Below are 13151 nucleotides of genomic sequence, written 5' to 3' on the forward strand. Positions count from 1 at the left end.
GATGTACGAGGGTGCCATCCAGGACCTGATCGACGAGCTGGGGCGGCTGCCGGGCGTCGGCCCGAAGAGTGCCCAGCGGATCGCCTTCCACGTCCTGTCGGCGGATCCGGCCGACGTCAACCGGCTGGCCGGCGCGCTGCGCAAGGTCAAGGACCTGGTCCGGTTCTGTACCACCTGCTTCAACGTCGCCGAGTCGGAACAGTGCCGGATCTGCCGCGATCCGCGCCGCACCGACGAGGTGATCTGCGTGGTCGAGGAGCCCAAGGACGTGGTGGCGATCGAGCGGACCGGTGAGTTCCGGGGCCGCTACCACGTGCTCGGCGGGGCGATCAACCCGCTGGAGGGGATCGGCCCGGACAACCTGCGCATCCGGGAGCTGATGAGCCGGCTCAGCGCGGGCACGATCCGCGAGCTGATCCTCGCCACCGACCCGAACACCGAGGGCGAGGCGACCGCGACGTACCTGGCGCTGATGGTCAAGCCGATGGGGATCGCGGTCACCCGGCTGGCCAGTGGCCTGCCGGTCGGCGGCGACCTGGAGTACGCCGACGAGATCACCCTGGGCCGGGCCTTCGAGGGGCGCCGCGCGGTCTGAAACCCCCTGCGCCCGGTGGGTGGTCCGGCGCTGCCCACCGTCGCCGGGTAGGTGGTCGCTGCGTTCCGCCGTCCCATGTTCGTGGAGAGTTTTTGCTGCTGGGGCGGCAACAACTCTCCACGATTCACTGCGACATGCCGCTGGCCGGCACCCACGGTGGGGTGCCGGCCAACGACGTCTTTCGAGGGTGCGGGGTGGGTCAGCTGTTCCAGTGCTGGGTGACGAGGTCGGCGGCCTGCTGTTCCCACTGGGCGTAGTGGTCGGGGTAGGCGGAGACCTGGACGGTCTGGGCGGCCTTGGTCAGGGGCATGTCCTGCCAGCCGTCGACCTGCTTGAGGCCCTTGAGGAACGCGGTGGTGGCGTACTCGGGGTCGGTGATCTGCTCGACGGTGCCCCAGCCGGAGGAGGGGCGCTGTTGGAACAGGCCCTGGGAGTCGTGGTCGTTGCGGTCGCCGAGGTGGCCGAGGTTCTCCAGCTTCGACTCCTGTAGGGCGGTGGCGATGGACACGACGGCGGCGCGTTCGTCCATGCCGGTCTTCTTGGTGGCGGCGATGATGGCCTTGACGTTGGCGGTCTGCTCGTCGTCGAGGTCGATGCGGGACTGCTCGCCCTGCACACCGTGCGGGATGAGCTTGTCCTTCGCGGACTTGTCGGCCTGGACGGTCGTGGTGCCGGCGGTGGGGGTGGTGGCGTGGGCGTGGGTGGTGGGGCCGGCGAGGATGCCGCCGGTGAAGGCGAGGCCGGCGATGCCGAGGGCGGTCTTGCGCAGGATGGTGGTGTTCATGGGGGGCTCCTTCGGGGGTCGACACCCTGGCTCCCGGCCGGCGGGGGTCGGGGTGCGCCGGTCCGGGGGGACTGGCGCGGCGGGTGTGGGCACCACGTCGGGCGCTCGTGCGGGGGTGGGGTGCGGGGGTGCGGCGGGGCCTGCCCGGGGGCGGCCTCTCGTGCCGAGTCAGGTGTAACGACCGGCGGCCCCGGGTCATTCCACCGGGGGTGACGGGACCTGCCAGGCGGGGGTGGGACCTGCCGGGTTGGGGATCCGCCGGCTGGGGAGCCGCCGGCGGGGGTGCTGCTGCGGTCGTACGCAGGGTGTAACGCCGTCGACCCGGCCGGGATTCCGACCCGTAGGTGCCGCCGGTCACCGGACACCGACCCCTCCGCGCTCGGAGCCGGCGAAAACCCCCGTGGGCAGCCGCCGGACCGGACATCCGGGGGTCTGTCGGGCACCCGGGTGGCCCGCGCGGAGCGGGGGAGGGGGCGGGGTGACGGTGGGTGAGCAGCGTCGGCAAGCCGTTTCGGATTATCCGCCGATTTCCCCACATCGCGCCGCAGCGTCGCTGTGACAGTCCCGTTTGTTGCGGGATCTGCCGGTGTCAGACAAAGCGGTTGGTGTCGGCTTGGTAGCGATTGCCTAACGGCCGTTCCGCTTCGGTGTGTCGTGTCATAGCCTCCCGCTCACGGACCGAGCCATGGACCGGCGTTGTTCAGGCGGATGACAGAGGTGAGAGATGCAGGCGAGAAGGCTAAGGACGGCCGTGAGCCTCGTGGCCGTTGCAGCCCTGGCGGTCGGCGCGGCCGGCTGTGCGGAGAGTGACCGCGGCGATGACAGCAGTGGCGAGGCCAAGACGGGCGGCACCTTCATCTTCGCCGGTGCCGGTGACCCGAAGAACTTCGACCCGATCTTCAACGACGACGGTGAGTCGTTCCGGCCGGTCCGGCAGATGTACGACACCCTGGTCCAGCACAAGCCCGGCACGGCCGACCTGGTAGGTGGCCTGGCCGAGAGCTGGGAGCACGACCCCGACGGCAAGGTCTGGACCTTCAAGCTCCGCCAGGGCGTGAAGTTCCACGACGGCACCCCCTTCAACGCCGCCGCGGTCTGCTACAACTTCGACCGCTGGTACAACATGAAGGGCGCCGCCGCCCAGTCGCAGATGATCTACTACCAGGACGTCTTCGGCGGGTTCGCCAAGAACGAGGCCGAGGGTGCCGGCGAGGCGCTCTACAACAAGTGTGAGGCCAAGGACGACGGCACCGCCGTGGTCACCCTCAACAAGTACAAGGGGGCGTTCCCCGGCGCCTTCGCGTTGACCGCGCTCTCGATCGCCAGCCCGGAGGCCCTCAAGAAGGGTGACGCCGACACGGTCAAGCAGAACGGCGACTCTTTCGAGTACAGCTCGTTCGCGACCACCACCCCGGTCGGCACCGGCCCGTTCACCTTCGGCGGCTGGGACAAGGCCAAGAACGAGATCACCCTGAACCGGAACCCCGACTACTGGGGCGAGAAGGCCAAGGTCGACAAGGTCATCATCAAGGTGATCAAGGACGAGAACACCCGTAAGCAGGAGCTGCGGGCCGGCACCGTCCAGGGCATCGACTTCCCGGCCCCGGCCGACCGCAAGGCGCTCTCCGGTGAGGGCTTCCAGGTCCTCGACCGCCCGGCCTTCAACATCCTCTACCTGGGCATCAACCAGAAGAACCCGAAGCTGAAGGACCTGCGGGTGCGGCAGGCGATCGCCTACGCCCTCAACCGCGAGCAGCTCGTCCAGACCAAGGGCCCGGGTGGCACCAAGGTCGCCGACGAGTTCATGCCGGACACCGTGCTCGGCTACGCCCCGGACGTGCAGAAGTACGAGCACAACCCGGACAAGGCCAAGCAGCTGCTCAAGGAGGCCGGCGCCGAGGGGCTGACCCTCAACTTCTACTACCCGCCGGACGTCTCCCGGCCGTACATGCCGAACCCGCAGGAGATCTTCACCGTTCTCGCCAACGACCTGCAGGCCGTCGGCATCAAGGTCAACGGTGTGCCGCGTCCGTGGAACGGTGGTTTCAAGGACGACGTGCAGCAGTTCGGCAAGCAGGACCTGCACATCCTCGGCTGGACCGGTGACTACAACGACCCGGGCAACTTCGTCGGCACCTTCTTCGGCCGGGGCAAGGTCGAGTTCGGCGACCAGGCCATGACCGAGATGTTCGACGCGATCGCCAAGGCCGACGGCACCGTCGACGAGGCGGGCAAGAAGGCGGCCTGGGAGCAGGTCAACCGGGACATCGCCGCCAAGTGGCTGCCGGCCGTGCCGGTCTGGCACGCCCCGCCGGCCATCGTCGTCACCAAGGACGTGCAGGGGATGATCGCCAGCCCGTTGACCGACGAGCGGTTCAACACGGTCAGCGTCAACAAGTGACGTCAGTCGGCTGACGCCGTAGGCGTGCATCGGCCCGGGTCGGGAGCAAGTGCCGACCCGGGCCGATGCCGCGACCATCGAGAGTCTGGTGTGTGAGAGATGTTGCGAGTCATAGTCCGCCGCCTGCTGCAGCTGGTGGTGACGCTGATAGCGCTGTCCGCGCTGATCTTCGTCTGGCTGCGGAACCTGCCCGGTGGGCCGGTCGAGGCGCTGCTCGGCGAGCGGGCCACCCCGGAACGCCGGGCGCTGCTGATCAAGGCGCTCGGCTACGACCAGCCGATCCTCGTGCAGTACGGCAAGTTCATGCAGCGGGTCCTCACCGGGGACCTGGGCAACTCGATCCGGACCGGTGACCCGGTCACCGACGTCATCGCCCGCGCCTTCCCGGCCACCATCGAACTGGCCGTCGCCGCCATGATCATCGCGGTCGGTCTGGGCGTGCCGCTGGGCTACCTCGCCGCCCGCTACCGGGGCCGTCTCCTCGACAACCTGACCATCGCCGGCACCCTGCTCGGCATCTCGATCCCCATCTTCTTCCTGGGCTACCTGCTCAAGGACGTACTCACCCAGGACATCCACTGGTTCCCGCCGTCCGGGCGGATCAGCACCGGGATGGACAACACCAGTGTGACCGGGTTCTACGTCCTGGACGGCCTGCTCACCCGGGAGTTCGACGCCAGCGCCGACGCGCTCTGGCACCTGATCCTGCCGGCGATCACGCTGGCCACCATCCCGCTGGCGGTGATCGTGCGGATCACCCGGGCCAGCGTGCTCGACGTGCTCAACGAGGACTACGTGCGGACCGCCGAGGCGAAGGGCCTGCGGCACCGCACCATCCGGGGCCGGCACATCCTGCGCAACGCCCTGCTGCCGGTGGTCACCACCATCGGCCTCCAGACCGGCGCGCTGCTCTCCGGTGCGGTGCTCACCGAGAAGGTCTACAACTGGGGCGGCCTCGGCACCCTGATCACCGACTCGATCAGCGGCGGCCGGGACTACCCGGTGCTCCAGGCGATCATCCTGCTCGCCGCGCTGGTCTTCGTGGTGGTCAACCTGCTGGTCGACCTCTCCTACGCCTTCATCGACCCGAGGGTGCGTGTGCGATGAGCGATCCGACCACCCGTCCCGGCGTGGGCAAGCCCCGCACCGGCGACAGCCCCGTCGACCACCCGGCCGGCACCCCCGCCGACCACCCGGCCGGCACCCCCGCCGACCACCCGGCCGGCACCCCCGCCGACCGGTCCGGCGGCAGTCCGGCCGAGCTGCGGGAGCGCAGCATCGGCCGGCTCGGCGACCGCAAGCGGGCCCGGCTCGACGAGCTGGCCCGGGCCACCGCGGACCAGGGCGGGGTCAGCCTCTACCGGGACGCGCTGCGCCGGTTGCGCCGCAACCCGGTGGCCATCGTCGGCTTCGTCATCGTCGGGCTGTTCGTGCTGGTGGCGCTCTTCGCCCCGCTGATCGCCCCGCACGACCCGGTGCAGCGCTTCGACGAGCTGACCCGGGACCTGACGGTGGACAGCATCCCGGGTGCCACCGCCGGGCACCCGTTCGGCTCGGATCCGCTCGGCCGGGACTTCCTCTCCCGGATGATCCACGGCAGCCGGCAGACCCTCTTCGTCGGCGTGCTCGCCACCCTGATCGGCCTGACCCTGGGCGTGCTGCTCGGCGCGGTCGCCGGGGCCTTCGGCGGTTGGGTCGACGTGGTGCTGATGCGGCTCACCGACGTGATGCTGGCGCTGCCCAGCCTGCTGCTGGCGATCACCCTGGTCGCGATGGCGAGCCGGTCGAGCCAGTGGACGGTCATCTTCGCGGTGGCCATCGTCAGCGTGCCGATCTTCGCCCGACTGCTACGCGGCTCGATGCTGGCCCAGCGGGAGAGCGACCACGTCCTCGCCGCGCGGGCGTTGGGCGTCAAGGAACGCAACATCGTGCTGCGGCACATGCTGCCCAACTCGTTGACCGCGGTGATCGTGCAGGCCACCCTGACCTTCGCGGTGGCGATCCTGGACGCGGCGGCGCTGTCCTTCCTCGGCCTCGGCGACCCGGACATCAACCGGGCCGAGTGGGGCCTGATGCTCGGTGTCGACGGCCAGCGCTACTTCGAGGTCCGCCCCGAGCTGGCCTACTACCCGGCGTTGGCGATCATCGTGGTCGCGCTCGGCTTCACCCTGCTCGGTGAGGCGATGCGCGAGGCGATCGACCCGAAGAACCGGCGGTGACGGCGGTGCGGCGGGCCGGGGTACGACCCGGACGACCGGCCGTACGGCGGGCCGGGGTGGCCGGTCGCCCCGGGCCGGGCGGGAGCCCGGCGGGCCGGCGACCGCGGTCGGGAGCGAACCACCAGCACAGTGAGGAAGTGACCCGATGAGCCTGCTCGACGTACGCGACCTGAGCGTGGTGTTCCAGCGGCGGGGCGAACGGCCGTTCACCGCGGTCGACCAGGTCAGTTTCACCGTGGAGCCGGGGCAGACCGTGGGCCTGGTCGGTGAGTCCGGCTGCGGCAAGAGCGTGACCAGCCTGGCGATCATGGGGCTGCTCCCCAAGCGGGGCAACCGGGTCACCGGCGAGGTGCTGTTCGAGGGCACCGACCTGCTCGGGCTCCGCCCGGACGACCTGCGGGACCGGCGGGGCCGGGACATCGGCATGATCTTCCAGGACCCGCTCTCCTCGCTGAACCCGGTCATCCCGATCGGGGTGCAGGTCGCCGAGGTGCTGGAACGGCACCGGGGAATGGACCGGCGCAAGGCGCTGCGGGAGGCCCGGGAGCTGCTCGACGCGGTCGGCATCCCGGACCCGGACCGCCGGCTGACGGAGTTCCCGCACCAGATCTCCGGCGGCATGCGGCAGCGCGCCCTGATCGCCATCGCGCTGGCCTGCAAGCCCCGGCTGCTCATCGCCGACGAGCCGACCACCGCGCTGGACGTGACCATCCAGGCGCAGATCCTCACCCTGCTCAAGCAGCTGGTGGACGAGACCGGCACCGCGCTCATCATGATCACCCACGATCTCGGGGTGGTGGCGGGCCTCTGCGACACGGTCAACGTGCTCTACGGCGGCAAGGTGGTGGAGCGGGCCGCCCGGCACGACCTGTTCGCCCGGCCCCGGCACCCGTACACGCACGGGTTGCTCAGCTCGGTGCCCCGGCTCGACTCGGTGCGGGGCGAACGGCTGCACGCGATCCGGGGCTCGGTGGCCGACAACATCCCGTGGGTCGAGGGCTGCGCCTTCGCACCCCGCTGCGACAACGTGGTGGACGCCTGCCTGGACGGCCCGCCACCGTTGGAGCCCACCGCCTCCGGCGGCGACCTGCGATGCAACAACCCCGTTTCGGAGGAGGTGGCGGTGCCGTGACCGAGCGGACCGGACCTGAGGACGACACCGTGGCCGAGCCGACGGCAGCCGCACCCGCCGCGACCGCGCCGACCGGAGCGCGGGAGGACACCGGAACCGGGCGGGCCGGGGCGGAGCGGCCGCTGATCGAGTTGCGCGACGTCAAGGTGCACTTCCCGATCAAGAGCGGCCTGCTCTTCGACCGTACCGTCGGATACGTCTACGCGGTCGACGGCGTGTCGTTGTCGATCAACGCGGGTGAGACGTACGGGCTGGTCGGCGAGTCGGGGTGCGGCAAGTCGACGCTCGGCCGGGGCCTGCTCCGGCTGGTCGAACCGACCGACGGCGAGATCGTCTTCGACGGCACCGACGTCCGGGCGCTCAAGGGCGAGGCGATGCGCCGGACCCGCCGCCGGATGCAGATGATCTTCCAGGACCCGTTGTCCAGCCTGGACCCCCGGCAGTCGGTGGAGTCGCTGCTGGTGGAGGGGCTCAAGGCGCACGGGCTGGCCGACGACAAGGAGGCGACCAGCCAGCGGCTGCGGGACACCCTGAAGGCGGTCGGCCTGCCCGCCTCGGCGTTGAGCAAGTATCCGCACGAGTTCTCCGGCGGGCAGCGGCAGCGGATCGGCATCGCCCGTGCGCTGGTGCTCGACCCGGATCTGATCGTCGCCGACGAACCCGTCTCCGCCCTGGACGTGTCGATCCAGGCCCAGGTGCTCAACCTGCTGGAGGACCTCCAGAACGAGCGCGGGCTGACGTACCTGATCATCGCGCACGACCTGGCGGTGGTCCGGCACATCGCCGACACGGTCGGGGTGATGTACCTGGGCGGGCTGGTGGAGGAGGCGACCAGCGACGACCTCTACCGGGAGCCGATGCACCCGTACACGAAGGCGCTGATGTCGGCGGTGCCGGTGCCGGATCCGCTGGTGGAGGACCGCCGGGAGCGGATCCTGCTCGCCGGTGACCTGCCGTCGCCGACCAACCCGCCGCCCGGCTGCCGGTTCCACACCCGGTGCCCGTGGGCGCAGCCGACCCGCTGCGCCGACGAGCGACCGGCGCTGCGCGAGGTGGTCGGCGGGCACCGGGTGGCCTGCCATTTCGCCGAGGACATCGCCGCCGGTCGGCTCCGCCCGCACGAGGTGGAGCCGGAGCTCGTCCGACCGGACGACGGCGGTGCGCCGGGTGACCCCGGGGAGCTGATCCCCACCCCCTGAGCACACGACGGGGGCCGCCTTCCCCGGGTCCGGGAAGGCGGCCCCCGTCGTCGTGTCCCGCCCGGTCGGCGCGGTGTCACCCGCGCCGACGGTGAGCACGGTGCCGGTCAGCCCTCGGGGCGGTGCAGCAGGGCGACCGCGACGGTGTGCACCGCGTCCAGGTCGGCCGGGTCGGCCAGCTTGGCGGTCCCGCCGGTCACCGCGTACCACTCGTCGGCGTCCTTGTACTGCACGGTGAGGGTGACCTGGCCGTCGGCGTACCGGGTGAGCAGGGTCAGCTCGCCGGTGACCACGCCCACCTCGTCGGTCATCACCCCGCCGGGGCCGGGGACCAGGTCGGCGGTCAGCTCCCGGGGCGTGCCGGTGCCGCCGGCGTCGGCGGTCATCCCCGCGCCGGGCACCCCGGCCGACGCGGCGGGTCTGCCGTCGGCGGTCATCCCGGCGGTGGTCGCCCCGGTCGCCGGTGCGGCCCGGTCGACCCCGCCCCCGTCCGCCCCGGAACCGCCCCCGGTGTCGGCGGCCGGCCCGGCGTCGCCGTCCGGACCGGTCGGTGTCACCGCTTGCTCGCCCATGTGCACCCCCCCAACATGTCGCTGATGGCGGCCTTCTCGGCGCTGGTCACCGTCAACCGCCAGTGGTGCTTCACCGCTACCCAGTGTTCCGCGTACGTGCACCAGTAGGCGCGGTTCGGCGGTTTCCACTGCGACGGGTCCTGGTCACCCTTGGACCGGTTGGAGCTGGCGGAGACCGCGAAGAGCTGCGGCCGGGTCAGGTCGTTGGCGAAGTCACCCCGCTTGGCGTCGTCCCACTCGTCGGCGCCGGAACGCCACGCGTTGGCCAGCGGCACCATGTGGTCGATGTCCACGTCGGAGGGGTCGGTGAAGGTCCGCCCGTCGTAGACGCTCTCCCACCGCCCACCGACGACGTTGCAGCCGGAGAGACGGATGTCCTTGCCGTCCCGCTGGAGCACGCTGTCCCGGACGTCGCAGTTCTTGCCGGTGTCCCGCCAGTGCGGGAAGCGGTTCCGGCTGTAGCCCTTCATCGAGCCGGCCTCGGCGACGGTCAACTCCGAGAGTTGCTCACCGACGTTGCCGGAGTTGGCGGGAGGGGCCTCCGGCTCCTCCACCGAGACGTCACAACCACCCACGCCGAGGGCGAGCAGCGCGGCAAGGGCCGCCGCCACCGCCGCGCGGCCTCCTGATCTGGTACGCACAGACGACACCTCTCCAGCTTGCGGGCTTCCGGCGATCCCGCACAGTACCCAAGCACGGTTTCCGCGTTTCGTGGCGTCTCCGGCCCGGCCCGGGCAGATTGGTACCCATGACCGCACCGGCTCACGCACTGCGCATCCGTACCCCGGCCGGGCGGGGGACACTGCTCGCCGCCATCCTCGCCTCGGGCATGGTCTTCCTGGACAGCACCGTGGTCAACGTGGCGCTTCCCCGGCTGGGTGCCGAACTCGACGCCACCGTGGCAGGTCTCCAGTGGACGGTCAACGGGTACGCCCTGATGCTGGCGGCCTTCGTCCTGCTCGGCGGGTCGCTGGGGGACCGGTTCGGCCGGCGGCGGATCTTCCTGATCGGAGTGGTCTGGTTCGCGGTCGCCTCGGTGCTCTGCGGGCTCGCCCAGGACACCAGCCAGCTGATCGCCGCGCGGTTCCTCCAGGGCGCGGGTGGCGCGCTGCTCACCCCGGGTTCGCTGGCGGTGCTCCAGGCGAGCTTCCACCCCGACGACCGGGGCCGGGCGATCGGCACCTGGTCCGGGCTGTCCGGCGTGTCCACCGCGCTCGGGCCGTTCGTCGGCGGTTGGCTGATCGACGCGCTCTCCTGGCGGTGGATCTTCTTCATCAACCTGCCGCTCGCGGTCGGCGTGCTGCTGGCGGCGGTGCGCTGGGTGCCGGAGAGCCGGGACGAGAACGTCTCGCGCAGCGCCGGTCGACGGTTCGACATCGCCGGTGCGCTGCTCGGCGCGGCGGCCCTGGGTGGGCTCACCTACGCCCTGATCGACGCCCCGGTACGCGGGGCCGGCTCCTGGCCGGTGCTGCTCGCCGCCGGTGCCGGTGTCCTCGCCGCGGTCTCCTTCGTGCTGCTGGAACGGCACCGGGGCGAGGGGGCGATGCTGCCCACCACGATCTTCGGCAGCCGGCTCTTCTCGGTGCTGAACGTCTTCACCGTGCTGGTCTACGCCGCGCTGAGCGGGTTCACCTTCTTCCTCTCCGTCTACCTGCAGAACGTCGTCGGCTGGTCGGCGCTGCGGACCGGGCTGGCCACCGTGCCGATGACGGTGCTGCTGCTGCTCGGTTCGGCGCGGGCCGGGGCGCTGTCGGCGCGGATCGGCCCCCGGCTGCTGCTGACCGTCGGCCCGGTCGTCGCCGCCGCCGGCCTGCTGCTGCTGCGCCGGGTCGGGCCGGGCGCGTCGTACTGGTGGGACGTGCTGCCCGGGGTGCTGCTGTTCGGGATCGGGCTGACCCTGGTGGTGGCGCCGCTGACCGCGTCGGTGCTGGCCGCCGTGGCGGACCGGTTCGCCGGGGTGGCCAGCGGCTTCAACAACGCCGCGTCGCGTACCGGCGGCCTGCTCGCGGTGGCCGCGCTGCCACTGCTGGTCGGCCTCTCCGGCACCGGCTACGAGCAGGCCGCCGCCCTCACCGGGGCGTTCCGGGGCGCGATGGCCTGGTGCGCCGGCCTGCTGCTCGGCGGCGCGCTGCTGGCGGCGCTGCTGGTCCACCGTCCGCCCCGCGCCGAGCCTGCCGCCTAGCCGGGCCTCCTGCCTAGCGGGTCTGCCGCCTAGCTGTGCCGGCAACTGCCGGCCCCCTGCGGGATCGCCGCCCCGCAGGGGGCTCTGGAGTCAGTGTCGGGCGCGGTTGGTGGCGCTGGTCACGGCCTTGATGGAGGCGGTGACGATGTTGGGGTCGGTGCCGACGCCCCAGACCGTCCGGCCGTTGATGTCGCACTCCACGTAGGCGGCGGCCCGGGCGTCGCCGCCGGAGGAGAGCGCGTGCTCGTGGTAGTCGAGCACCCGTACCGCCACCCCCACCGACTGGAGTGCGTTGACGTACGCGTCGATGGGGCCGTTGCCGATGGCGGTGAGCGTGCGCGCCGTGCCGTCCACGGTCACCTGGGCCTCGATCTCGACCTTGCCGTCGACCGTGGAGATCGTGTAGCCGGCCAGCGTCAGGACCGGGTCGACCTGGTGGTCGAGCAGGTAGTTGCGGGCGAAGATCTGCCACATGGTGCCCGGCTCGACCTCGCCACCGTCGTGGTCGGTGACCTGCTGGACGACGCCGGAGAACTCGATCTGGAGCCGGCGCGGCAGGTCGAGCTGGTGCTCGGACTTCATGATGTACGCCACGCCGCCCTTGCCGGACTGCGAGTTGACCCGGATGACCGCCTCGTAGGTGCGGCCCAGGTCCTTGGGGTCGACCGGCAGGTAGGGCACCCCCCAGGTGAAGTCGTCGATCGGCACCCCGGCGGCCTCGGCATCCCTGGCCAGCGCGTCGAGGCCCTTCTTGATGGCGTCCTGGTGGGAGCCGGAGAAGGCGGTGTAGACCAGATCCCCGGCGTACGGGTGGCGCTCGTGCACCGGCAGCTGGTTGCAGTACTCGACAGCCCGCTTGATCTCGTCGATGTTGGAGAAGTCGATCATCGGGTCGATGCCCTGGGAGAACAGGTTCAGGCCCAGGGTGACCAGGTCGACGTTGCCGGTGCGCTCGCCGTTGCCGAACAGGCAGCCCTCGATCCGGTCGGCGCCGGCCAGCAGGCCCAGCTCGGCGGCGGCCACCCCGGTGCCCCGGTCGTTGTGCGGGTGCAGGCTCAGCACCAGGCTGTCCCGGCGGGGCAGGTGCCGGTGCATCCACTCGATCGAGTCGGCGTACACGTTGGGGGTGGCCATCTCGACGGTCGCCGGCAGGTTGATGATCAGCTTGCGGTCCGGCGTCGGGTCGATCACCTCGATGACCTTGCCGCACACCTCCACCGCGTAGTCCAGCTCCGTGCCGGTGTACGACTCGGGCGAGTACTCGTAGTAGATGTCGGTGTCCGGGGTGTGGATCTCGGCGTACTTGCGGCAGAGCCGGGCGCCCTGGGTGGCGATGTCGGCGATGCCGTCGCGGTCCAGGCCGAAGACCACCCGCCGCTGGAGGGTGGAGGTGGAGTTGTAGAAGTGCACGATCGCCCGGCGGGCACCGCGCAGCGACTCGAAGGTCCGCTCGATCAGGTGCTCCCGGCACTGGGTGAGCACCTGGATGGTGACGTCTTCGGGGATCAGGTCCTGCTCGATGAGCTGCCGGACGAAGTCGAAGTCGGTCTGGCTGGCCGACGGGAAGCCGACCTCGATCTCCTTGTAGCCCATCTGCACCAGCAGCTGGAACATCCGGCGCTTGCGCTCCGGTGACATCGGGTCGATCAGCGCCTGGTTGCCGTCGCGCAGGTCGACGGCGCACCAGCGGGGGGCGGCCTCGACGTGCCGGGTGGGCCAGGTGCGGTCCGGCAGGTCGATCCGGAACTGCTGGTGGTAGGGCTGGTAGCGCTGGTACGGCATCCGGCTGGGACGTTGCCGGGCGATCGGGTCGGTCTCGACGTCGGTGAAAGGTTGAGCCATGACGGAGTGCTCCCGTGGGTCAGGTGGCGTCAGCATGCGAAGGTGTCGGCGCCGGGCGGCGGTGCCCGGACGGCTGCCGAGAAGTGGTTCGGATCTGCTGGACGGCGCGGTTCGACTCCGCGACGGGGTGCCGGCCGGTCAGGCCCCGTCGCGGCGACCAAGGAGAAGGTACGCCCGCCACATGACAGGGTGACCCTACGTGATGAGACGGGGGGTGGGAAGGCG

The 13151-nt window shown here is 71.1% G+C and carries 11 protein-coding genes; 7 read left to right on the plus strand and 4 right to left on the minus strand.

What is annotated here, in order from left to right; translation table 11 throughout:
- Nucleotide 1: 1 nt before the first annotated feature.
- The gene (gene recR / locus GA0070623_RS20010) at nt 2–595 is read left to right on the plus strand and encodes a recombination mediator RecR (RefSeq protein ID WP_067309855.1); all 594 of its coding nucleotides are present in this window, start codon (nt 2–4) and stop codon (nt 593–595) included.
- Between the two features lie 199 nt (nt 596–794).
- Here the strand turns inward: recR and GA0070623_RS20015 are convergent, their stop codons facing one another.
- Nucleotides 795–1379 carry a hypothetical protein gene (locus GA0070623_RS20015; RefSeq protein WP_089004135.1) on the minus strand — a complete coding sequence of 195 codons (585 nt, stop codon included), beginning with the start codon at nt 1377–1379 and terminating at the stop codon, nt 795–797.
- Between the two features lie 724 nt (nt 1380–2103).
- On the opposite strand from GA0070623_RS20015, the gene GA0070623_RS20020 reads away from it, so the two are divergent.
- The 5 genes from GA0070623_RS20020 to GA0070623_RS20040 all read left to right on the plus strand — a co-directional run bounded on the left by GA0070623_RS20020 (nt 2104) and on the right by GA0070623_RS20040 (nt 8330).
- Nucleotides 2104–3780 carry an ABC transporter substrate-binding protein gene (locus tag GA0070623_RS20020; RefSeq protein ID WP_089004136.1) on the plus strand — a complete coding sequence of 559 codons (1677 nt, stop codon included), beginning with the start codon at nt 2104–2106 and terminating at the stop codon, nt 3778–3780.
- Nucleotides 3781–3879: 99 nt separating this feature from the next.
- Nucleotides 3880–4887, plus strand: a complete 1008-nt coding sequence (locus GA0070623_RS20025; RefSeq protein ID WP_067308141.1) for an ABC transporter permease — start codon at nt 3880–3882, stop codon at nt 4885–4887.
- Entirely contained in the window at nt 4884–5999 is a 1116-nt protein-coding gene (locus GA0070623_RS20030) for an ABC transporter permease (protein ID WP_231932493.1), read from the plus strand. Before GA0070623_RS20025 ends, GA0070623_RS20030 begins: the two co-directional genes overlap by 4 nt.
- Before the next feature lie 145 nt (nt 6000–6144).
- Nucleotides 6145–7131, plus strand: coding sequence for an ABC transporter ATP-binding protein (locus tag GA0070623_RS20035; RefSeq protein ID WP_067308143.1), 987 nt, complete (start codon nt 6145–6147; stop codon nt 7129–7131).
- A 122-nt stretch (nt 7132–7253) separates the two neighbouring features.
- Nucleotides 7254–8330 (plus strand): ABC transporter ATP-binding protein, encoded by a 1077-nt coding sequence (locus tag GA0070623_RS20040; protein ID WP_067308207.1) that lies wholly within the window; start codon nt 7254–7256, stop codon nt 8328–8330.
- Between the two features lie 107 nt (nt 8331–8437).
- Here GA0070623_RS20040 and GA0070623_RS20045 read toward each other — a convergent pair whose 3' ends face one another.
- Nucleotides 8438–8902, minus strand: coding sequence for a hypothetical protein (locus GA0070623_RS20045; protein WP_067308146.1), 465 nt, complete (start codon nt 8900–8902; stop codon nt 8438–8440).
- Nucleotides 8884–9543, minus strand: a complete 660-nt coding sequence (locus GA0070623_RS20050) for an HNH endonuclease family protein (protein WP_067308149.1) — start codon at nt 9541–9543, stop codon at nt 8884–8886. The genes GA0070623_RS20045 and GA0070623_RS20050 overlap by 19 nt, the downstream gene beginning before the upstream one ends.
- 107 nt (nt 9544–9650) lie before the next feature.
- Here GA0070623_RS20050 and GA0070623_RS20055 point away from each other — a divergent pair, with 107 nt between their 5' ends.
- Nucleotides 9651–11084, plus strand: a complete 1434-nt coding sequence (locus tag GA0070623_RS20055; protein WP_067308152.1) for an MFS transporter — start codon at nt 9651–9653, stop codon at nt 11082–11084.
- A 90-nt stretch (nt 11085–11174) separates the two neighbouring features.
- Here the strand turns inward: GA0070623_RS20055 and leuA are convergent, their stop codons facing one another.
- Entirely contained in the window at nt 11175–12926 is a 1752-nt protein-coding gene (gene leuA, locus GA0070623_RS20060) for a 2-isopropylmalate synthase (protein WP_067308155.1), read from the minus strand.
- Nucleotides 12927–13151: the final 225 nt, after the last annotated feature.

It is taken from the genome of Micromonospora rifamycinica (genome assembly GCF_900090265.1).
Taxonomy (GTDB): Bacteria; Actinomycetota; Actinomycetes; order Mycobacteriales; family Micromonosporaceae; genus Micromonospora; species Micromonospora rifamycinica.

Bases quoted from the DNA above. Each gene is read 5' to 3' on its own strand.
- recR (WP_067309855.1), top strand. From the start codon at position 2: ATGTACGAGGGTGCCATCCAGGACCTGATCGACGAGCTGGGGCGGCTG.
- GA0070623_RS20015 (WP_089004135.1), bottom strand. From the start codon at position 1,379: ATGAACACCACCATCCTGCGCAAGACCGCCCTCGGCATCGCCGGCCTC.
- GA0070623_RS20020 (WP_089004136.1), top strand. From the start codon at position 2,104: ATGCAGGCGAGAAGGCTAAGGACGGCCGTGAGCCTCGTGGCCGTTGCA.
- GA0070623_RS20025 (WP_067308141.1), top strand. From the start codon at position 3,880: ATGTTGCGAGTCATAGTCCGCCGCCTGCTGCAGCTGGTGGTGACGCTG.
- GA0070623_RS20030 (WP_231932493.1), top strand. From the start codon at position 4,884: ATGAGCGATCCGACCACCCGTCCCGGCGTGGGCAAGCCCCGCACCGGC.
- GA0070623_RS20035 (WP_067308143.1), top strand. From the start codon at position 6,145: ATGAGCCTGCTCGACGTACGCGACCTGAGCGTGGTGTTCCAGCGGCGG.
- GA0070623_RS20045 (WP_067308146.1), bottom strand. From the start codon at position 8,902: ATGGGCGAGCAAGCGGTGACACCGACCGGTCCGGACGGCGACGCCGGG.
- GA0070623_RS20055 (WP_067308152.1), top strand. From the start codon at position 9,651: ATGACCGCACCGGCTCACGCACTGCGCATCCGTACCCCGGCCGGGCGG.
- leuA (WP_067308155.1), bottom strand. From the start codon at position 12,926: ATGGCTCAACCTTTCACCGACGTCGAGACCGACCCGATCGCCCGGCAA.